Consider the following 22,508-nt stretch of genomic DNA (forward strand, 5'->3'; position numbering starts at 1 on the left):
TTCTAATTTTTTAAATAATTAAGGGAAAAACTGGTGATAAAAGCGCTTTCTTCTTTTATAATGAAAGTTGTAAGGGGAACACACAATTACATAACGTTGTGTAGTAGTACAAACATCAGACAACTAAGGGATAGGGGGATTTTTAATGAATGCGGTTACGATTGTTATTGGATCTATCTGTATTTTAATGATTGCGTATCGGCTATACGGAACATTCATGGCTGTTAAGGTCTTGAAACTAAACGATTCGCAAAAAACGCCAGCACATGAACTTGAAGATGGGAAAGATTATGTGCCAACCAACCGATGGGTAACATTTGGTCATCACTTTGCAGCTATTGCAGCTGCAGGTCCGCTTGTTGGACCTATTTTAGCAGCTCAGTTTGGCTATTTGCCCGGACTGCTCTGGCTTTTAATAGGAGCTGTAATCGGAGGAGCCGTTCACGATGCGGTTGTGTTATTTGCATCTATGCGCCAAAAAGGCCAGTCGCTTTCCGAAGTGGCTAAAAAAGAGCTAGGACCTGTCGCTGGTTTTTGTACAGGTTTAGCTATGCTTTTTATCATTACCATCACAATGGCCGGTTTATCTATGGTCGTGCTACACGCACTTGAGAAAAATCCTTGGGGTACATTCGCTGTTGGAATTACGATTCCGATCGCAATGGGGGTAGGTATTTACCACAAAAAAACCGGTAATTTAAAAGCGGCTTCTACTGTCGGCTTCATTTTAATTTTAATCGCCGTATTTAGCGGTCCTTATATTCAAGGAACAGCTTTAGGAGATTTTTTAACGCTAGATATTAAAACACTTTCAATTATTCTTCCCGTTTATGCATTTTTCGCAGCGGCCTTACCCGTTTGGCTGCTTTTAGCACCTCGAGATTATTTAAGCAGCTTTATGAAAATTGGTGTCTTTATCGCGCTGATTGTAGGCGTGTTTTTCGTAAATCCAGCAATTCCATTTCCTGCAGTTACTGAATTTATTCACGGAGGCGGCCCTATTTTAGCAGGACCTGTGTGGCCGTTCATTTCCATTACGATCGCCTGCGGTGCTATTTCCGGCTTCCATGCATTTGTTGGTTCAGGGACAACCCCTAAGATGCTCGACCGTTGGAGTGACATTAAAGTTGTAGGCTTCGGGGCGATGTTAGTCGAATGCTTGGTAGGAATTATGGCATTAATTGCCGCAACAGCTTTACATCCTGGAGACTATTTTGCAATCAACTCTACACCTGAAGTGTTCAAAACGCTCGGCATGAACGTGACAGCTCTTCCTCAGCTTAGCCAAGAGATTGGTCTAAACTTAGAAGGCCGTACAGGCGGCGCTGTTACACTGGCCGTAGGAATGACATATATCTTCACGGAAATTCCTTGGTTCAGCCACCTGTCTTCTTACTTTTTCCAATTCGTCATTATGTTTGAAGCAGTGTTTATTTTAACTGCTATCGACGCGGGTACACGCGTTTCCCGCTATTTAATTCAAGACTTTTTCGGTGAATTTTATAAGCCATTGAAGCGAGTAGACTGGCTTCCGGGGTCCATTTTTGCAAGCGCCCTAGCCTGTTTTATGTGGGGGTACTTATTGTTCTCAGGAGATATTGGCTCAGTTTGGGCGCTGTTCGGCGTATCGAATCAGTTAATGGCCTCTATTGGTTTAATTATTGGAGCAACCGTTATTCTTAGAATTGCAGATAAACGCTCCTATATGCTTACTTGCCTTATTCCACTAGCCTACCTTTACGTAACGGTTAACTACGCAGGTTATTGGATGGTTAAGAATGTCTATTTAAATGAAGCTGCGGCAGGTTACAGCATATTAAATGCGACTCTTTCAATCATCATGCTTATACTCGGTCTCATTATTATGATTGCTGCGATTCAAAAATGGACGCAGCTTTGGCGCACGCCTCAGGCTGAACTGGCAGCGAAAGCAAACTTATCACAAAATATATAAAACGAACACGCTTGCTTATATAAGCAAGCGTGTTTTTAATATGGTAATAGCCGGTCAAAATAATTGCACACCAGGCATTTTTATTATTAAACTAAATATACTATACAGAAAATTTTTTAAATAGTTCGTACACTTCACATGTTATATACCCCATTGACTACATCTCAAAATTAACACTTTAAATTATAATAATTATAATTTAGTATTGATTTTTTATTTAAAAATGTTATTATTGTTTCTAACATAATAAAATTCAAATAAGAGGTGGTTCTAAGATGACAACAAACAAGAATAACCTAACGACTAGTTGGGGAGCTCCGGTTGGAGATAATCAAAATTCAATGACCGCTGGTTCACGCGGACCTACTTTAATTCAAGATGTTCACCTTTTAGAGAAATTAGCCCATTTTAACCGAGAGCGAGTTCCTGAACGTGTCGTACACGCAAAAGGCGCCGGTGCCCACGGCTATTTTGAAGTGACAAATGATGTTTCATCCTATACAAAAGCAGCTTTCCTTTCTGAAGTAGGAAAACGAACACCTCTATTTGCTCGCTTTTCAACAGTAGCTGGTGAAAATGGCTCAGCAGATACCGTTCGCGACCCTCGCGGATTTGCTGTTAAATTTTATACAGAAGAAGGAAACTACGACTTAGTCGGAAATAATACACCTGTATTTTTCATCCGAGATGCGATTAAATTTCCTGACTTTATTCATACACAAAAACGCGATCCACGCACACATTTAAAAAACCCGACGGCCGTTTGGGATTTCTGGTCTTTATCTCCTGAATCTTTGCATCAAGTTTCTATTTTAATGTCTGACCGCGGTATTCCCGCAACTTTACGCCATATGCATGGGTTTGGCAGCCACACATTTAAATGGGTTAATGCCGAAGGAGATGGCGTTTGGGTAAAATATCACTTTAAAACAGAGCAAGGTGTAAAAAATCTGTCTCCAGACGTAGCTGCAAAGCTAGCTGGTGAAAATCCAGATTATCATACTGAAGATTTATTTAATGCCATTGAAAAAGGCGATTTCCCTTCATGGAAACTGTACGTTCAGATTATGCCATTAGAAGACGCTGATACGTATCGCTTTGATCCGTTTGATGTAACAAAGGTTTGGTCACAAAAAGACTACCCTCTAATTGAAGTAGGTCGCATGGTCTTGGACCGCAATCCAGAAAATTATTTTGCCGAAGTGGAGCAAGCTACATTCTCACCTGGAACGCTTGTGCCGGGAATTGACGTATCACCTGATAAAATGCTGCAAGGTCGACTATTCGCATACAGCGATGCACATCGCTACCGCGTGGGTGCTAACCATCAAGCGCTACCGATTAACCGTCCGCGCAGCGAAGTAAATAACTATCAGCGTGACGGCCAAATGCGCTTTGACGATAACGGCGGCCGTTCTGTTTATTATGAGCCAAACAGCTTTGGCGGCCCAACAGAATCACAGGAAAACAAACAAGCAGCATACCCTGTTTCAGGCGTTGCCGATAGTGTTGCATATGATCATAACGACCATTACACGCAAGCAGGTGACTTATACCGCCTTTTAAGCGAAGACGAGCGTACACGACTAGTTGCAAACATCGTTGAAGCTATGAAGCCTGTAGAAAAAGAAGAGATTAAACTTCGTCAAATTCAGCACTTCTACAAAGCGGATCCAGAGTATGGAACACGCGTTGCAGATGGTTTAGGATTATCTGTTCCGCAGCAAATAAAATAAAGATATCAGTTTTACAAATGAGAAAACAAGGTTATTTTTCTCGTTGTAGATTCTCGTTTATTCTCAATTAGTTTAACATTTTATCACTAAATAAGTATCCATATTTTATGGATACTTATTTAAATTCTTGTAAAAAGAGGAAGGGATGAAGAAATGATTGGACAAGAAATAAGATGTAATCAGTGTGATAGAGAAATAAAAGTACTAAAGCACAGTACGCTTTGCGGTTGCGGAATAAAATTACGAACGCTAAAAAAAGAGAAGCAACCAGCATAATGAGGTTGCTTCTCTTTTTTACTAGATATGCTGGTTATATTCACTCACATTAAAGAGTAATCGTTACTTTAAATAAATCTCCGTCAATTTCAATATTCAGTTCTCCTCCGTGCAAATCAATAATTGACTTAGCAATAGCTAACCCAAGTCCGGAGCCATCGGTTTGTCTTGAAGTATCCCCTCTTTTAAATCGTTCAAACAGCTCATCTGCCTGCTCATTTAATTCATATTTACTTACATTTTTAAAGGTTAGTTTCACTTGTTCGTTTATTTCTTGAACAGAAATATAGACACGCGTTTGTTCAAGTGAATATTTCAATATATTCTCTATCAAATTGTCAAATACTCTCCATAATTTTTGACCATCTACAGTAGCAAATAGCGGCTTTTCGAGAGATTGAATACGAAATTGCAGAGTTGAATCTTCAATTGCTTCATTATATTCAGCTAAAGCCTGATGAAGAAGCTGGTTAATATCAATTTTGTCTTTATGCAATTCTACATTTCCACTTGCCATTTTTGACACTTCAAATAAATCATCAATAAGTGTCTGTAAACGTTTTGACTTACGGTCAATAATTTCAACGTAAGCATGTTGTTCGTCCGAAGTAAGATCTTGTGACTTTAGCAACGCTGTATATGTCATAATAGAAGTCAATGGTGTTCTTAAATCGTGACTGACGTTGGTAATTAACTCTGTTTTCAAGCGTTCACTTTTAACTTGAACATGCTGAGATGTTTGAATCTGCTGCTGGATATGATTTATATTTAGTGCTGCTTGAGTCAAAGCTGATTTCCCTTTGATAGGTAACGGCTCTTTCCACTCGGCTGTGGCGATTTGATCAATTGAGATAATAATTTTATTTAAATAATTAACTCGTAGCATAAGCAGTATCAAAGTAACCACTCCTACAACACTTCCAACAGCTAAGTACAGTATGGATACTTGTTCTGCAAACATAGATCCACTAGTCAATAGAGCTGCAACAGCAAACACGGCAAACACTAAAAGCAGCACTACAACCATTATATGCATGCCAATATGTCTGATAATAAAAATAGATTGAAGAAAATAAATTACTTGATAAACACACGCTCTTTTATATTCTTCTTTTATATCATCTATTGTGCGTATACGCTGAAACAGTAGAAATACTTGAAGTGCCCATAGGGAAATAGCTATGGATATTGCTATCATATAAAAGAAGAACGTAGCAACATGCTTATATGATTCTAATAAAGAAGCAGGATAGCCGTTCAGAACTAGACTTAATGTAAAAAATGAGTATAAAAGAAAAACAATTATACAAATATCTAAAGGTATTTTTTTATAAACCCTCTGTACTGCAGTTTGTCTTGTTATTTTTTTAAAATATCCAGTTATTGTTTTTTTATAAATAAAGCAACCTATTAACAGAGCTAGTATCCCTGACAATGTATACACGAGAAACGCTACATTTTGATGATGATAATAGTTATACTCATCAAATAAAGGACTAATGAAGGTTTCTTTTTCAGGAACAGCACTTATACCCGTAAACTTCTGCTTTAAATACCGGGTTGGGATCTCTGAGTCTGCCTCACTGCTTAACGATGAATTTTTATATTCATCTGCTTGAAACACCAGCGGTGATTGAGCTGAATAAGTATATTTATACAATATATTTTCCTGTTTTACTAATTGATTAACATCTTCTTTGCCTGCGTTTTGGATATTCGTGTATATTTTATTTGTGTTCCTATCTTTTAAATAATACATGATGTCTTTTTTATATTGAGATAATTTTTTTTGTCGATCAAAAGCTTCATCATATAGTTTCTTCATTTCGAGTTTTTTGTTTTTCGCTATTTCTCCTCGAACGAATTGATCATCTTGAAACTTTTTTTGAATGTTTTTAACTTCTAGATCCTGCTGCTTTACATAGGCAGCTTCAACGTTTTTGCTCTTTGCCTGCTTAGCGTCTTCTATTTTTTCTTCATATTTATCGTGCACGTTTTTTATTTGTTCTGTTAATGTTCCTTCCTTATATCGATACGACTCAATCTCTTCTTCTGTTATCTTATTTGCATTAACGGTATTCTTATCTTTTTGTGTCAATTCTAAAAGGTAGAGATCATTTGTAAAACGACTTATTTGCTTTTTGAAGTCTTCAGATTTTATATAGCTGCTTTTTTGTAAATAGTTTGTTTTTAATAGATTATGCACGTTACTAATTGAAGAAATAGTTGCTCCTAAACCAAATAAAAACAAGATAATCCCTACAGCTGAAATGACGCTACTTTTCCATTTTATATCCAAGTCCCCACACAACCTTTACATACCTCGGATTTTTTGGTTCAATTTCAATTTTTTCTCTTATTTTTCTAATGTGTACCGCTACTGTGTTTTCTGCGTTGTAGCCTGGTTCATTCCATACGCGTTCATAAATATCATGTATGGAAAAAACTCTCCCTGCATTTTTCATTAATAACTCTACAATTTTATACTCAATGGGAGTCAGCTTAATGAATCCCCCGTCAAGAGTGACGGACTTAGCTTCAATATCAAGTACAAGACCTCGAATATCAATCGTCTTTTTTTCCTCATATGTACCTAATGTCACATATCTTCTTAACTGTGATTTAACTCTCGCTATCAGTTCTAATGGATTAAAAGGCTTTGTCACATAATCATCTGCTCCTACCTGCAGACCGAGCACTTTATCTGCATCTTCGCTTTTAGCACTCAGCATAATAATCGGGATATTTTTTTGTTCTCGGATTTTAAACGTCGTTGAAATGCCATCTTGCCTTGGCATCATAATATCAAGAATAATTAAGTGAACTTTTTCTTTATTTAGTATCTCTATGGCTTCGATTCCATCTTTGGCCGTAAAGACTTTAATACCTTCATTTTTTAAATAAATAGCAATACCATTACGGATTTCTTGCTCATCGTCTACGACTAAAACCACATATTCGTTCATTGATTTCTCACACTCCTTTTAAAAGTATATCATGGGTCATTCCGTCTATGGATTTTATTGTAAACTGCATTTCTTAAGAAAAAGGAAGGGGAAATCTTAAGATTTTCTTAAGCTTCATATGTTGAAAAAGGTTTAAAGAATAGGGATAACAGGAACGTTAAAAGAAAAAATATAATCAATTCCTCATTTGATTCTAAAGAACTATCCATGAGCGATTATATCTTTTTATTTAAAAGGAGGATGATTTAACTTGGAACGGAATCATACAATTATGCAATTTTTCGAATGGCATGTGCCAGCTGATGGAGAGCATTGGCAACGCCTCAAAGAGCTCGCTCCTCAACTAAAAGAACAAGGAATTGATTCCGTGTGGATTCCGCCTGTTACAAAAGGTGTTTCATCAGAGGATAATGGCTACGGCGTTTACGACTTATACGATCTTGGCGAATTTGATCAAAAAGGAACCGTTCGTACAAAGTATGGAACCAAGCAAGAGCTGCATGAAGCGATTGATGCCTGTCATAATCATGGAATTAATGTCTATGTGGATATTGTAATGAACCATAAAGCTGCAGCAGATGAAAAAGAAACGTTCCACGTCATTGAAGTGGACCCCATGAACCGAACAGAAGAAATTTCTGAACCTTTTGAAATTGAAGGGTGGACAAAGTTTACATTTGAAGGGCGCGGCGATAAATATTCTTCTTTCAAATGGAACTTTAATCATTTTAACGGCACTGATTACGACGATAAAAATGGAAAAGAAGGCGTCTTTCGTATTGCCGGAGAAAACAAAAGCTGGAACGAAAATGTCGATCAAGAGTTTGGCAACTACGATTATTTAATGTTTGCGAATATTGATTACGATCACCCTGAAGTTCGAGAAGAAATGATCAAATGGGGAAAATGGTTAGCAGACACCCTGCAGTGCGACGGTTATCGATTAGACGCCATTAAACATATTAACCACGATTTTATTAAAGAGTTTGCCCACGAATTGTCCTCTTCTCAAGAAAAGCCATTTTATTTTGTGGGAGAGTTTTGGAATCCAGAGTTAACAGCCTGTCAGGAATTCCTAGACGTGATTGATTATCAAATCGATTTGTTTGACGTATCTCTGCACTATAAACTACATGAAGCCTCTCAGCAAGGAAGAGATTTTGATTTAACCACGATTTTTGATGATACATTAGTCAAGACTCACCCTTTGAATGTTGTCACATTTGTAGATAACCATGACTCTCAGCCAAATGAATCTTTAGAATCGTGGGTAGAAGATTGGTTCAAACAAAGTGCTTACGCTCTAATCTTACTTCGTGAAGACGGCTATCCTTGTGTGTTTTACGGAGACTATTTTGGGATAGGCGGAGAGCACCCAATTGAGGGAAAAGAAAAAGATATTTCCGCTCTCTTGCATGTACGCTATGACAAAGCATACGGCCAGCAAGACGATTATTTTGATCACCCGAATACCATTGGATGGGTAAGGCATGGTGTAGAGGAATTTGAGAAGTCTGGATGCGCTGTAGTGATGTCAAACGGCGAAGATGGCGAAAAGAGAATGTTCGTCGGCGAACACCGAAGTGGACAAACATGGATTGATTTCACAAACAACCGAGAAGATCAAGTTGTGATTGAAGAAGATGGCTACGGACAGTTCCCTGTCAATGGCGGCTCTGTATCCGTTTGGGCTGAAGCATAAAAAAACAGTGGCTTGCGCCACTGTTTTTTTTACCATAGACCTAGCAGTTTCCACCACAAGCCGCCAATTCCAATCCAAATGATAATATGAATAATTGAAATTAAAAAGCCGAGCGACCACCATTTTTGCTGCGTTACATATCCACTACCGAAGAACACCGGTGCCGGTCCACTGCCGTAGTGAGTTAAACAGCCAAATAAATTGCTAAAGAACGCTAAAATTAATGCTGACAGTAACGGAGGCGCACCAGCGGCCACGATGACAGATAAAAATGCTGCGTACATAGCGCTGACATGAGCCGTATTACTCGCAAAAAAGTAGTGAGAATAAAAATACGCAACAGCTAGTACAATCAACGCCGTCATCCAAGACATATGACTAACAGTGCCTTTCATCAGATCACTGAACCAAGGAATCATGCCTAGATCATTTAAGAAGGTTGCCATCATAACCAAAACAGCAAACCAAACTAATGTATCCCATGCTCCCTGTTCTTTTTTGATGTCCGACCAGCTTAACACTTGCGTTAAAAGCAGCGCACATAGACCAATAAAAGCAGTTGTTGTTGCATTAATATTTAAATTAGCTCCAAAAATCCACAGCACAAGAAGAAGTAAAAATACGCCAATCATGTACCATTCTTCTTTCTTTAACGGACCCATTTCATTTAGTTTTTTTGCTGCAATTTCAGATGCTTCCGGCGTTTCTTTTAATTCTGGCGGATACAGCTTATAAATAACAAGCGGAATAACAATTAAACTAATAATTCCAGGTACAATTGCAGCCGCTGCCCAGCCAACCCATGAAATAGTCTTGCCTGTAATTTGTTCCGTCATTTTAACAGCAAGAGGATTGGCCGCCATTGCCGTTACGAACATAGCGGATGTGATCATATCTCCTTGAAACGATACTTTTGTTAAGAAAGCGCCGACTCTGCGCTCCGTACCGTCTCCAGTTCTGGATCCGTATGTTTCGGATAAAGAACGAATGATTGGAAGAATAATTCCTCCAGCTCGCGCTGTATTAGACGGCATTGCAGGTGATAAAAGCAAGTCACTTACGATAAGAGAATACGATAATCCCAACGTCTTTTTACCGAACAAACGAACAAAAATGTAGGCAACCCTTGTTCCTAGACCAGTCTTAATAAAACCTCTAGAAATAAAGAATGCAATAACGATTAACCAAATCGTCGTATTTTGAAAACCGCTGAGCGATTGTTCAAGTGTTAATGTATTAGTTAATACAATAATGGTTAAAGATAAAATAGCTACACTGCCTAATGGCAATGGTTTAATGATAAGCCCTACGATAGTAGCCACAAAAATAGCGAATAAGTGCCAAGCCTTCACATCAAGTCCAGACGGAGGTGTAATAAACCATAAAATAAGTCCGATTGCCAGACAAATTAATAAAGGAAGAAATTTCACTTCGCCGGCAGGCTTTTTTGTTGTTTCAGCCATAATCTTTCTCCTTTCATGTTTTTAAATAATAGTAATAGTATGCTCTTTCCACTTCGTACCCAATACTTATCCCATTTAAAATAAAATAATTGTAAAAATACGTTTCGTAAGGATGATATTGTAAAATTGTGAAATGTTGAGCATGATTCCTTTATTATTTTATCATATATATTGACAATATTTATCTCTTACCTTCATTTTATTCCCTTCAAAATAGCTTGTAAGCGTTATTTCATTAAAAATAAATAAACTGCATGAGTTCATCATGCAGCCTTGCATTTAGCGATTTACTTTTTGAATAAACACGACTTTTAAATAATTACCTGACTTAAATTCTTTTATTGTTTTAAAATCAGCTGGAAGAGCGAACTGCTCCATCATTTTGTACCGTTCCCCTTTTTCATTAAAAGCTTTTTCAATAAACGAATGGAATTTTTTCATATCAAAATTGCTTGCATTCGTAGATGCTACAATGACACCGTTTGGCTTTGTAAGCGCAATGGCTTCTTTTAATAAATCTTTGTAGTCTTTTACTGCGCTAAACGTATGCTTTTTCGACTTAGCAAAGCTTGGCGGATCTAGCACTACAAGATCGAACGTCATATTCTTCTTAACCGCATATTTAAAATACTTAAAAACATCTTCTACGATAATGTCCTGTGCTTCGTGATCAATTCCATTTACACTAAATTGCTCAATTGTTTTTGCCAAGCTGCGATTGGCTAAATCGACACTTGTTGTTTTCGCAGCTCCTCCAAGAGCGGCCGCCACTGAAAATGCGCCTGTATACGAAAACATATTTAAGACGGTCTTTCCTTTTGCATATTTATCTCGAATAGTTTTACGGACGTCTCGCTGATCTAAAAAGACTCCCACCATTGCTCCGTCATTTAAGTAAACGGCAAAACGAATACCATTTTCTTTTACAATTAAAGGAAATTCACCTTTGTCCCCTGCTACAAAATCATCTTCTTCAATATACTGACCTTTTACGTTAAAACGTTTTTTCTGGTACAGCCCTTTAAAGTTAGGCGCAGACTTTAAGGCTTCAATGACGTATTCTTTAAATTGATAAATTCCTTCACTATACCAACTCATGACGTAATATCCGTCATAATAATCAATAATCAAGCCGCCGATTCCGTCACCTTCACTATTAAATACGCGAAAAGCAGTTGTGTCTTCAGATGCATAAAAGTCATGACGAGAGGCAATAGCTTGCTGAATTTTCCTAGCAAAAAACGCCGCGTCAATTTGCTCACTTTTCTTCTTCGTAAGAATCCATCCGTAGCCTTTGTTTTGTTTTCCATAATAGCCTTTGGCTAAAAATTGACTCTTCGGAGTGACTAAGTTAATAATAACCCCTTCTTCTTGCAGTTTATGACCATCAACAAGCGCATCTTTTTCAATGAGTGGATAACCCTTGTTCACTTTTTTAATAAAAGCTTCTTTGGCTATAACTTGTACTTCTTTTCTCATGTGTACACCCTATCTATTTAATTTATTTCATTCTAGTTCTATCCATTTTACAACAATAATCTACATTTATCTTAACATAGATAAACAGCCCCGTTTCTAGTTATAAATAGAAAAGCAGAGGATGCCTTGAAACACCCTCTGCTTGATATGAATAAAAAATGAAATGTATGTTTTATGTTTTAAGATAAACAATTATGAGCACTCTTGCCCCGTATAAGCATCGAACTGAGTGACGTTTTTTTCTGCTAAAATACCTTTCACTTTTGCTGTACAAGCCAAAGCGCTTTTTGTCTTGTCGCCTTTAGCTATGTGTTTATTGTAAGAGCGGAACATGAATTCACTGTGAAGCCCGGCTGAATGCTATCTGAACAAATTCTGAAAGATAGCTGAATAACTTCTAGTTAAACTTGTCATATAAATGTTCAACGTTCTTAACAACAGCTCAACAAATCCAGCGCTTCTCTTTATATTTCCTCAACAATCAAATGATTTAATAAGTGTATGAATACAATTTGGAGGTTATCAACCATGAAAAAACGAGTATCTCTTGGACTATCTCTCACTCTTTTAGCTTCTAGCGCCACTTCTGCTTTTGCAGCAGAACATCACCCAGTTCAACATCCAAAACAAATCAAAAGCGTCGAGTTTCAGCCAATGAAAGCACCTACTACGATTGAAAATATGATTAAAACGTATACAGAGGCATCTGTAAAAGTAACGTATAAAGATGGAAGCGTTGAAGAAACGCCGCTTAACTATAACCAGCTCTTTCTTTCAAAAGATAAAATTGTCGATAATAAAGGGGAATTAATCGCCGCAGGTACACCGATCGATGCAAACGGGGATCCGATTATTGACCGAAGCGTTCCTGATAAGCCATCACCGTACGTATCAGATGCACCGGATTCAAACAGCTTTATCACCATCAACGATAAGTCTTATATTATTTCACATTATGAATATGAATCTGTTAATAATGCTGGAAAAGAGATTTCCGGTCTTCCTGCTTCAATGACGCTTACACAAGTTGACCGAGATGATAAAACAGGAAAACTGACCGTCAACCATGCTAAAAAAATTGATTTTTCTAATGTAAATGGTTTGTGGACGCCGTGTAATGGCTCGACAACGGATTGGGGTACTCACCTTGGTTCAGAAGAATATGAGCCTGATGCACGTGCTTTTGAAGACCCTTCATCCAGCTCTTATAAAGACGTCACGAACTTCGCTAAGCTTTATTTCGGCGACATGCCAAAAGCAAATCCTTACTACTACGGCTGGATTCCAGAAATTTCAGTAGATGAAAGCGGCAATGCGTCGGTCGTAAAACATTACAGCACAGGTCGTTTTTCACACGAAATGATGCAGGTACTTCCAGATAACAAAACCGCTCTTTTTGGAGACGATGGGTCTAATACCATGATGTTTATGTATGTAGCAGATAAGGAAAAAGACTTCTCAGCAGGAACTCTTTATGCGGCAAAGTTTAAACAAACGAGCACAAAAAATGGAGGTAAAGGCGACCTTCAGTGGATGAAGCTTGGCCATGCAACAGACAATGAAGTGAAAACAATAATCGACAAAGGCACAAAATTTAGTGATATTTTTGAAACAGCTGACCAGCCTACAAAAGGATTTAAAGCAGTCAAAACCGCCGCAAGTAAAAAAGTTGAATATTTAAAAGTAAAGCCTGGCATGGAAAAAGCAGCTGCCTTTTTAGAATCACGCCGATACGGTGCAATTTTAGGTGCAACATCTGAATTCAACAAGATGGAAGGACTAACGGTTAACAAAAAAGACAAAAAAGCGTATATGGCTATTTCTTACCAAAATAGTGCCATGCTAAAAGAATCTGATGCTGTACAAGATGATATTCAGCTTCCAAAACTAGAGTCTGGTGTGACCTACCAGCTGAACTTAGGATCGCATCAAAAAGACCAAGCAAAAGGCAAGATTAACAGTCGCTACGTTCCTGCAAGCATGGAAGGGCTACTGATTGGACAAGACCTAGAAAAAGCAGATGCATACGGTAATAAAGCGGATCCAAATAAAGTTGCCAACCCTGATAACCTTACGTATTCAAATGACTTAAATACACTCTTTATCGGAGAAGACAGCTCACTGCACACAAACAACTTCGTATGGGCTTATAATGTAAAAACAAAAAAACTATCACGCATTCTTTCAGTTCCAGTGGGAGCAGAAGCAACAGGTCTTCGTGCAGTAGAAAACATTAAAAACTCTCGCTACGTACTAAGCAACTATCAGCACCCAGGCGAGGACATCAGCGACAAAAACATTACCGCTGTTGATAAAGAAGAGCTAGCTAATGCAATGAAAGAAAGCATTGGCATTCAAGAAACAGGTGGTGTCGGATACATTTCTGGACTGCCTTCTAAGGACCGCGCTCCTTACAAAAAGCATTAATACGTAATGAAGCCACGTCTGTTGTGCAATGACAGACGTGGTTTTTTATATAGTCGAAGTTATTTATAAAATCGTTTATCGTAATCATCATTACAGTGAATACTTTATAATATCCTTCGAGAAAGTACCTACACACGAACCAAATGCTTTAGGATTTATTCGCAGGTATCCGTTACATGCCTTCAGGCTCGCTTTTAATTGCTTACACTCCACTAATACTAGATATAAAAGTTGTTTCAATAAGTATTTCCAGCAAAACAAAACCACTCGTTCCCTTGCACTTTTCGTTCCATACCATTAAAGTATATATTGGTTGAAGTTTATACTGGCATTCAGCCTGATAAAAGAAATTACACTTTTTAATTTTGGGAATATGTTTTCCCTAAAAGAAAGGGTTTAGATATAAGATGAAAGATAATTTTTGGCATGAGTTGCCGCGTCCGTTTTTTATTTTGGCACCGATGGAAGCTGTGACGGATGTCGTTTTTCGCCATGTTGTGACTGAAGCAGCACGACCTGACGTATTTTTTACAGAGTTTACGAATACGGAAAGCTACTGCCATCCGAAAGGAAAAGATAGCGTAAAAGGACGTTTGACGTTTACAGACGATGAACAGCCAATCGTTGCGCACATTTGGGGAGACAAGCCTGAGTACTTCCGTCAAATGAGTATCGGCATGGCCGAAATGGGCTTTCGCGGCATTGATATTAATATGGGCTGTCCTGTGCAGAACGTTGCAGGAAACGGAAAAGGTTCTGGTCTGATTCGCCGTCCAGATACTGCGGCTGAGATTATCCAGGCAGCCAAAGCTGGAGGGCTTCCAGTAAGCGTAAAGACTCGTCTTGGCTATACGCAAGTTGATGAGTGGTACGACTGGCTGAAGCACATTTTAGAACAGGATATCGTGAACCTTTCTATTCACCTTCGTACGAAAAAAGAAATGAGCGATGTTGACGCGCACTGGGAGTTAATTCCGGAGATTAAGAAACTTCGTGACGAAATTGCGCCTCATACGCTACTAACAATTAACGGTGATATTCCTGACCGCCAGAAAGGTCTGGAACTTGCAGAGAAGTACGGCGTTGATGGAATCATGATTGGACGCGGAATTTTCCATAATCCGTTTGCGTTTGAAAAAGAAAAGAAAGAGCACACAAGCGAAGAGCTATTAGAACTTCTTCGCCTGCAGCTAGATCTTCATGATAAGTATTCTGAAGAATTAGAGCCGCGTCCTTTCAAACCGCTTCGACGCTTTTTCAAAATTTACGTTCGCGGATTCCGCGGTGCAAGTGAATTAAGAAATCTACTCATGAGCACGGAAACAACTGACGAAGTGCGTGCGTTGCTTGATGAGTTTAAAGACAGAGCTGGAGTGAAAGAAGACGAAGGTTTTTCTGTTTCTTAAATAAGATCTCGTTTGCTTAAACTCAATTGTTCTAACATTTTACCGGAGAGAAGAACCTCTTGTTCTTTTTTATAGACGTGTGCTATTTATCCACATATGATAAAAGCTGAGGCAGAAGGTTTTACATTTCCTTCTGCCTCAGCTTTTAATGAAAAAATATCCACACGTTCTATTTATGATAAGGTTCATTTCGAATAATACGAAAAGCTCGGTAAATCTGTTCTACTAATACTAGGCGCATAAGCTGATGAGGAAACGTCATCTTTGAAAAAGAAAGGGCTGCGTTTGAGCGTTTCATTACTTCGCTACTTAAACCAAGCGACCCGCCAATGACAAATGCTATTTTGCTTTTTCCGTAGGTAGCTAATGAATCAATTTCTTTTGCGAGTTCCTCGGAAGATTTTTGTTTTCCGTTAATAGCTAATGCGATCACATGAGTATCGTCTGAGATTTTCGCTAAGATGCGCTCTCCTTCTTTTTGTTTTACCTGTTCCATTTCAGATTCACTTAAGTTTTCTGGCGCTTTTTCATCTGCAAGCTCAATAATTTCTACTTTTGCATAGCTTGATAAGCGCTTTAAATATTCTTGAATACCTTGTTTTAAGTATTTTTCTTTTAGCTTTCCAATGGTTATAATAGAGATATTCACAGGCTATTCTCCTCTCCTTTATCCCTTATCCACAGATATTATCCACATATCCACATGTTATATCCACATTTTGTATAAGAATATTAGTTCCCTACTACATATACAGCTTCATTGTCACAATATTCACAGCTTTTTTTGTCAGTGGAATTTTCTATTTTTTCAAAAACCGGCGCTAGCTCAATCTCATCTACTATTACATCCAGCGCTAGTTCTGTATGTTCTAAACAGCAATATATCTTCATGTATTTATCTTCCTTTCTCTATTCTTTTCATTAAAAAACCACAGGAGTTTATCCCCTGTGGATAACTTTTCTTTCACTTCATTTGACGCGTTAATTTTACTTCTGTGGATTTCTTTTTGCCATCGCGATAGAACGTTACGTTCATTTTATCGCCAATTTCTTTTTCAATGTAGAGGTGTTTGCGAAGTGTCGCAATGTCCCTTACTTTGCTGTGATCTAGCTCAACAATCACATCATATTCCTTCAACCCAGCTTTAGCGGCTGGCGAACCTGGCTCGACTTTTAGAACAGCGACTCCGTTTACTACATCATGCGGTAACTTAAGGGTTTCTTTTAAATGATACCCTGATACCTCACTTAATGATAGTGTACTAACTCCAAGATACGGACGTCTAACTTCACCATATCGTTCTAAGTCATTAATAATGGGCCTAGCCATGTTAATTGGTATTGCAAGACCAATGCCTTCTACTGCTTCTTGGGCAATTTTCATGGAATTAATGCCTATTAATTCACCATCAATATTAACAAGAGCACCCCCGCTATTGCCAGGGTTAATTGCGGCATCTGTTTGAATAACTTCTGATTGCCAATCAGGATTTCCATCGCCATTCAAATCTTGAGGAATGACACGGTTAATCCCTGAGACAACTCCTTGTGTAACGGAGCCAGAAAATTGAAGGCCTAGCGGGTTTCCGATAGCAATCACTGGTTCACCAGCTTTCAGCTTATCAGAATTTCCGAAGGTAGCCACTTTTGTCACGTGGCCTGCGTCAATTTCAAGAACTGCTAAGTCCATTAAATCATCGCTGCCAAGAATTTTAGCCGATACCCTTGTACCGTTACTGAAGCTCACTTCAATTTCGTTAGCGCCTTTAATGACATGATAGTTTGTCACAATATAAGCTTTGTTGCCTTGCTTTTTGTAAATAACACCTGAGCCTGTCCCGGCATCAGTTCGTTCATCATTCCAAAAGCTTTCAGAGTTCTGAATGTTTACAACTCCTACAACTGCTGCATTGACTTCAGAAACAGCTTTTGTGACGGCCGTAGTGACGTCAAGAGATACTGACTTTTGAATGGTAGAACCTGTTTGTTCATCTCTATTTTCATCCGTCATCCATCCGTATGGCAAAATCCCATTCCTCACCAAGGCTGGCATAAGAAGCAGTACAATAAGTGCACCTATAATTGCTCCAACCAGAGCAGAAGCGAAATATCCTCTGCGGCGTTTAGGCGGCCGACTATTTGGCTCTTGGCCTTCATCATAATGTTCCACACTATCACCGAACCCTTCATTTATCATCGTGAATGTCTGCATTCACGTATTAAATGAAGTTATTTTTCGCTTCCTTTCTAGAGACTATACATAAACAATATCAGTTGGTCTTTTTGGATCAGTATCACATAGGAGAATATTGTCCTCTACATTGATGTCTTTTTGTTGTAACACTTGTGCAACCGACATGCGGGCAATTTCCTTCATGTTATTGTCTTGACTTAAATGCGCCAAATAAATGCGTTTGGTTTGATCTCCAATCACATCTGCCATTGCAAGCGCCGCATCTTCATTTGATACATGTCCCACGTCGCTTAGAATTCGTCTTTTAATGCTCCAAGGGTAGCGCCCCATTCTCAGCATTTCAACATCATGATTGCTTTCAAATACGTACATATCGCTATTTTTAATCGTACCTTTCATGCGGTCACTTACATAGCCGGTATCCGTAATAAGGGTTAATTTTTTAGACCCTTGATGAAAGACATAAAACATAGGCTCTGCGGCATCATGCGAAACGCCAAAAGACTCCACTTCCAATTGACCAAACGATTTCGTTTGGCCAATTTCAAAGTGAAACTTCTGTTCCGTATTAATGTTGCCGATCAAGCCATCCATTGCGTTCCACGTTTTTTCATTTGCGAAAATAGGGAGCTTATATTTACGTGCCAGAACACCTAGTCCTTTAATATGGTCACTATGTTCGTGAGTCACTAAAATTCCTGATAAATCCGGGATATTGCGATTTACTTGTTGAAAGAGAGCTTCCATTTGCTTTCCGCTCAGCCCTGCATCAACTAGTAAGGAATGTTCTCCATCACTTACTAAAATCGCATTTCCTGTGCTCCCACTCGCTAGCACGCTGAAATGCAGGCTCATTTATCTCACTCCAAATACTTATTTATTTCCTTTTTTAATGATCTGTCCTTCAAAGGCATTTACAAAATAACTCGTATCTCCATTTACAACGATGTGCCAAGTTGGTGCTAAAACTTGAGAATTTAGTAACGGCAGATCAAACGTATAGTACCCAAACTCTACTTTTGTTACAGAATCTTTCTTTTTCAATTCATCCTTCAAAAACAAATTTTCTAATGCTTTTAAAGGCGTTAAAACATCCTGCTCATCATCTAACGTTTTTACAGAACCTAGCATCGTTTGTTCATACGAAATAATTTCATCTTTGTCATTTAAGTGAGCAACGATCATACCATTTTCATTGTCAAAGATTTTATGCTTCTTATATTGTTGAAAGAATGTAACTGTTTTTTTCTCTTTGTTAACATTCCATAGCTCATACTCCTTACCTGAGATCACATACCGTTTTAGAAATTGACTTAGCTTTGCTTCGGGACTTTTTTCAGGTACTGAAAAAGGTTTGTCTAATACGCTTCGAATTGTTTTTTCCTCAAGCAGCGCTGCTTTTTGTTCTTTAAGCTTTTTTAAATCTTCATCTTTAAACAGTTTGCTTTTGGCATTTAACGACGAAGCTTCTTTCACATCTGTAGGCAAATGTTTATATTCAATGCCTTCACTCGTTAATTGTTCTTCAACGCTCGACTCTACAAATAGAGAATACTGATCTTCTTGATGAGTTTTAAAAATCTGATAGCCTAAGTAAATATTAAGAATCAAGAAAGTGAAAATAAAGATGGTTTTTGTTCTATTCCAATCCATCGTTATCGCCTCCTTCCGTCGGCGGTGCAATTCGATACCACTTGCTATTATAATAATAGAACCAAGAAGGAACGAGTTTGACAGAATTAGAATTAAACTCAACCGTCTTTTCACCGGTTTTCGGCTGCTGTGAAACTTCTTCTAGCTGATAGCCTATTGAAATATCTTTTAACAGATTCGGGTCAAAGTTTTGGTGTTTTTCAATTAATTGAATCACCTTTTGAGATGACTGCAGCTTTTCTACACTGGAATCCTGTACTCTTACAAAACGATAAAGAGGACGACGGTAATTTAAAATCTCCGCATTTCCCCATCTCTGATATATTTCAGTCATGCCCTGATTGCTGTAAACTGGATAGTTATCTTTATAATAACGATAGCTAATTTCTTTTGTAATACGATTCCAGCTGTTGAACCTGTAATTAGATTCCGTCCAGCCTCCGTGGTCATTAACGAAGCTAAAGCTACGGTTTATTAAATTATAATCTTCCATTACTTCGGTCGTGGAATTTACAAGATTCACATATTCCATCACATCTGTCTTCGTATTAACATTAATCACTTTTGTACCTTCGGTGTAGACATCTCGGTTTGTAGACGTTTCTTTCCGCGCATAGTCTGGGTTGTTAAAAAGCGCTTCCTTATATTTTTCAATATCTAAATGCCTCATGCTCGTATAGTAGACTTCACTATTCATCGTGATATTGTTTTCCGGAAGGAAGATATACCGATTTTTGTTTTCTTTATATACAAAGCTCGGGGCATACGTACGTTTCATTTTGTCTTCTAATTCTTTGATATCATCTTTGGCCAAATTCTTGACTGTAACTGAATAAATCTTTTTTTGCTCATAATTCACAAGATACACGCTCACGAAAAAGGAAGGTGTACGCTTAATTTTAATGAGTACACGGTCAAATGTTTGATTAGGCAAAGACGTTTGAGAAAATGAAAAAAGCTGTTGAAATGTTTTTAACGGTAGCGCGTCTGGATACAGCACTTCAATAGAATTACTTCCATGGACATAATTTAAAAATCCATCAGGAGAAATAGCATCCGAAACGTCCGTCACATTCGAAAATTTCCACTTTTTCATTTCATTTACCCATTTGTTTACATCATCTTCGTCGTGAGACATGTAGTGATTATCGTTTCGATGATAGAGAACTTCTGTTGGAAGAATATGATCTTCTATTTTACTTTTTGAACTCACTTCAACTTCCTGCAAATGTTGATTCTTTGAAATGACCTTATAAGAAGGCTGATACGTCCATATATGATACGTCATAATTAAACTGGAAGCGACGAGAACAACTAAGATGGCCGTTTTGATATGTTCATATCTCATTCCCATTCGTCATCATTCTCACTTTCAATTGGAAGAGTAAAGTAAATCGTTGTTCCTTTTCCTTCCTGACTATCTGCCCAAATACGTCCATCATGTGCTTCAATAATTTCCTTGGCAATAGCAAGCCCTAATCCTGTTCCGCCTAATTTACGCGTTCGTGCTTTATCTACACGATAGAAGCGTTCGAAAATTTTAGCTAAATTTGATTTTGGAATTCCCATACCTTGGTCTTTAATGCTCACAACAATTTCATGCGTATGCTGAGCAATTGAAAATGTAATGATTCCGCCTTCAGGTGAATATTTTATTGCATTGGAAATAATGTTATCTAATACTTGTGTAATTTTATCTTGATCGATAGCAACATAGATTGCTTCATTTGGCAAGTCGCGCACGAATGAAATACCTTGTTCAATTGTCATTTCAAAGCGATCAATGATGTAATGATAGAACTTCACAAAATTGATTGGGTCACGACTAAATCGGTAGTCTTGACTATCTAACTTAGATAATTGAAGCAAGTCGTTAACGAGACGAATCATTCGTTCTGTTTCCGTTTGCGTTACATTTAAAAACGTTGGAGCTAAGTCCTTATCTTGCCATGCTCCTTCTGCAAGCGCATCTAAATAACTGCGCATCGTTGTTAACGGCGTACGCAATTCATGTGAAACATTCGCTACAAATTCTCGGCGATCTTGATCAATTTTCTCCTGCTCTGTAATATCATGCAAGACAATGATAATCCCGTTAATAAAACCGGTCTCTTTTTGAATAGCGGAAATGGTAGCTCTTAAAATAAAGGGATCCGATTTTGTACTAAAGTCCAAAATTAATGACTCTTGATTAGCGAGCAAGCTCTCAAACGTATGCGTTTCTTCAAGATCTAATAGGGAAACAACTGGATCAGACAAAACCGTTTCACGTGAAACATTTAGCATAGCTGCAGCTGGATCATTAATTAAAATTACTCTTCCCTTTCGATCTGTCGCAATAACGCCGTCCGTCATATGAGCTAATACTGAACTAAGCTTACGGCGCTCCCCTTCTGTAGTTGCCTGTGCTTCTTGAAGCTTTCTTGTTAAGTTGTTGAATGTGAGAGCTAGCTGACCAATTTCATCATACCCGTATACCTTAGCTTTTCTCGTAAAATTCCCTTTGGCCATCTCAAGTGCTTGTTTTCTCATTTCAGACATTGGACGAGTAATCGTCTGAGCTAAAAACACGCCTAAAATAGCTGTAATAAAAAGAGCAATCACCGTACCTGCCTTAAAGATCTGATTGATATTACTCATTTGATCGTAAACAGGCTCCATGGAAGCTGTTAAGTAAATAGCACCTAAGATTTCTTCGCTAGACTGAATTTTTCCATTTTTATTGGTTGAATTTGATTGACTGGCACCTACTTTATCCTGTAAACGAATAGGCTGTATCATAACTCTGATTCGCTGTCCGCTTTGATCAACAAATACATTATCAGAGTTAGTTCCTGCTAACAACGCATTTGTAATCGCTAAATCATTAGTCTTTTTACCTATGATCTGTTGAGGATTTGAGTTCGATGTAGCAATGATTCTTCTATTTTGGTCAATGACTCTTACTTCAGAGATGTCATTCATATCATTTGAAGCTAAATTGGGTCTTGAAGCAAAATCTCGTAAAATAGTCTTTAAGTCTTCCTCAAGAGTGGGTGAATCATCATCACGATTTTTCACCATTTCTTGTCCAATGTTATACGTCAGCAAGTCTGTCCGCTCTTGAAGAGACGTTCGAAAGTTGTTAACTAATTCTTTTTCTAATTGTCGTGCAAAATAGACCCCAATAATTTGCATCGCAATTAAAATGAGCAGCACATAAATCAATACAAACTTTAAGTGAATAGATTGCAGGAGCCTTACTTTCTTCAT

General features: G+C 38.0%; 16 protein-coding genes. 5 read left to right on the forward strand and 11 right to left on the reverse strand.

Annotation, left to right across the window (positions count from 1 at the left end; translation table 11 throughout):
• Positions 1-145 precede the first annotated feature (145 nt).
• Together cstA and katA are read left to right on the forward strand one after the other, a co-directional pair.
• The gene (gene cstA, locus BG04_RS11235) at positions 146-1,954 is read left to right on the forward strand and encodes a carbon starvation protein CstA (protein ID WP_013085534.1); all 1,809 of its coding nucleotides are present in this window, start codon (positions 146-148) and stop codon (positions 1,952-1,954) included.
• 275 nt (positions 1,955-2,229) lie between these two features.
• Positions 2,230-3,690 (forward strand): catalase KatA, encoded by a 1,461-nt coding sequence (gene katA, locus BG04_RS11240; protein WP_034648193.1) that lies wholly within the window; start codon positions 2,230-2,232, stop codon positions 3,688-3,690.
• A gap of 325 nt (positions 3,691-4,015) precedes the next feature.
• Here the strand turns inward: katA and BG04_RS11245 are convergent, their stop codons facing one another.
• Positions 4,016-6,265, reverse strand: a complete 2,250-nt coding sequence (locus tag BG04_RS11245) for a sensor histidine kinase (RefSeq protein WP_034648191.1) — start codon at positions 6,263-6,265, stop codon at positions 4,016-4,018.
• A complete protein-coding gene (locus BG04_RS11250; RefSeq protein WP_013085537.1) occupies positions 6,243-6,932 on the reverse strand; it encodes a response regulator transcription factor in 690 nt (229 codons plus the stop codon). Before BG04_RS11250 ends, BG04_RS11245 begins: the two co-directional genes overlap by 23 nt.
• A 250-nt stretch (positions 6,933-7,182) precedes the next feature.
• On the opposite strand from BG04_RS11250, the gene BG04_RS11255 reads away from it, so the two are divergent.
• Positions 7,183-8,634, forward strand: coding sequence for an alpha-amylase (locus BG04_RS11255; RefSeq protein ID WP_034648190.1), 1,452 nt, complete (start codon positions 7,183-7,185; stop codon positions 8,632-8,634).
• Positions 8,635-8,663: 29 nt separating this feature from the next.
• On the opposite strand, the gene BG04_RS11260 is transcribed toward BG04_RS11255, so the two are convergent.
• Both BG04_RS11260 and BG04_RS11265 read right to left on the reverse strand, forming a co-directional pair.
• Positions 8,664-10,097, reverse strand: a complete 1,434-nt coding sequence (locus BG04_RS11260) for an anion permease (RefSeq protein WP_034648188.1) — start codon at positions 10,095-10,097, stop codon at positions 8,664-8,666.
• Between the two features lie 279 nt (positions 10,098-10,376).
• Complete coding sequence (locus BG04_RS11265; RefSeq protein ID WP_034648186.1) at positions 10,377-11,576, reverse strand: class I SAM-dependent rRNA methyltransferase; 1,200 nt, start codon at positions 11,574-11,576, stop codon at positions 10,377-10,379.
• Positions 11,577-12,104: 528 nt separating this feature from the next.
• Between BG04_RS11265 and BG04_RS11270 the strand changes: the two genes are divergently transcribed.
• A complete protein-coding gene (locus tag BG04_RS11270; RefSeq protein WP_034648185.1) occupies positions 12,105-14,003 on the forward strand; it encodes a PhoX family protein in 1,899 nt (632 codons plus the stop codon).
• A gap of 407 nt (positions 14,004-14,410) precedes the next feature.
• Entirely contained in the window at positions 14,411-15,409 is a 999-nt protein-coding gene (locus BG04_RS11275) for a tRNA dihydrouridine synthase (protein WP_014457691.1), read from the forward strand.
• 169 nt (positions 15,410-15,578) lie between these two features.
• On the opposite strand, the gene rlmH is transcribed toward BG04_RS11275, so the two are convergent.
• From rlmH to walK, 7 genes are all read right to left on the reverse strand, one after another.
• On the reverse strand, positions 15,579-16,058 hold the full coding sequence (gene rlmH, locus BG04_RS11280) for a 23S rRNA (pseudouridine(1915)-N(3))-methyltransferase RlmH (protein WP_013085547.1): 480 nt from the start codon (positions 16,056-16,058) through the stop codon (positions 15,579-15,581).
• An 83-nt stretch (positions 16,059-16,141) separates the two neighbouring features.
• Positions 16,142-16,300 carry a CxxH/CxxC protein gene (locus BG04_RS29675; RefSeq protein WP_080743095.1) on the reverse strand — a complete coding sequence of 53 codons (159 nt, stop codon included), beginning with the start codon at positions 16,298-16,300 and terminating at the stop codon, positions 16,142-16,144.
• A 73-nt stretch (positions 16,301-16,373) separates the two neighbouring features.
• Positions 16,374-17,606, reverse strand: a complete 1,233-nt coding sequence (locus BG04_RS11285; RefSeq protein WP_034654942.1) for a S1C family serine protease — start codon at positions 17,604-17,606, stop codon at positions 16,374-16,376.
• 57 nt (positions 17,607-17,663) lie between these two features.
• Positions 17,664-18,458, reverse strand: a complete 795-nt coding sequence (locus BG04_RS11290; protein ID WP_013059903.1) for an MBL fold metallo-hydrolase — start codon at positions 18,456-18,458, stop codon at positions 17,664-17,666.
• 18 nt (positions 18,459-18,476) lie between these two features.
• A complete protein-coding gene (locus BG04_RS11295; RefSeq protein ID WP_016765985.1) occupies positions 18,477-19,256 on the reverse strand; it encodes a two-component system regulatory protein YycI in 780 nt (259 codons plus the stop codon).
• Entirely contained in the window at positions 19,243-20,610 is a 1,368-nt protein-coding gene (locus tag BG04_RS11300; protein WP_028409756.1) for a YycH family regulatory protein, read from the reverse strand. Before BG04_RS11300 ends, BG04_RS11295 begins: the two co-directional genes overlap by 14 nt.
• A complete protein-coding gene (walK, locus tag BG04_RS11305; RefSeq protein ID WP_013085551.1) occupies positions 20,601-22,508 on the reverse strand; it encodes a cell wall metabolism sensor histidine kinase WalK in 1,908 nt (635 codons plus the stop codon). Before walK ends, BG04_RS11300 begins: the two co-directional genes overlap by 10 nt.

It is taken from the genome of Priestia megaterium NBRC 15308 = ATCC 14581, from assembly GCF_000832985.1.
Lineage (GTDB): Bacteria > Bacillota > Bacilli > Bacillales > Bacillaceae_H > Priestia > Priestia megaterium.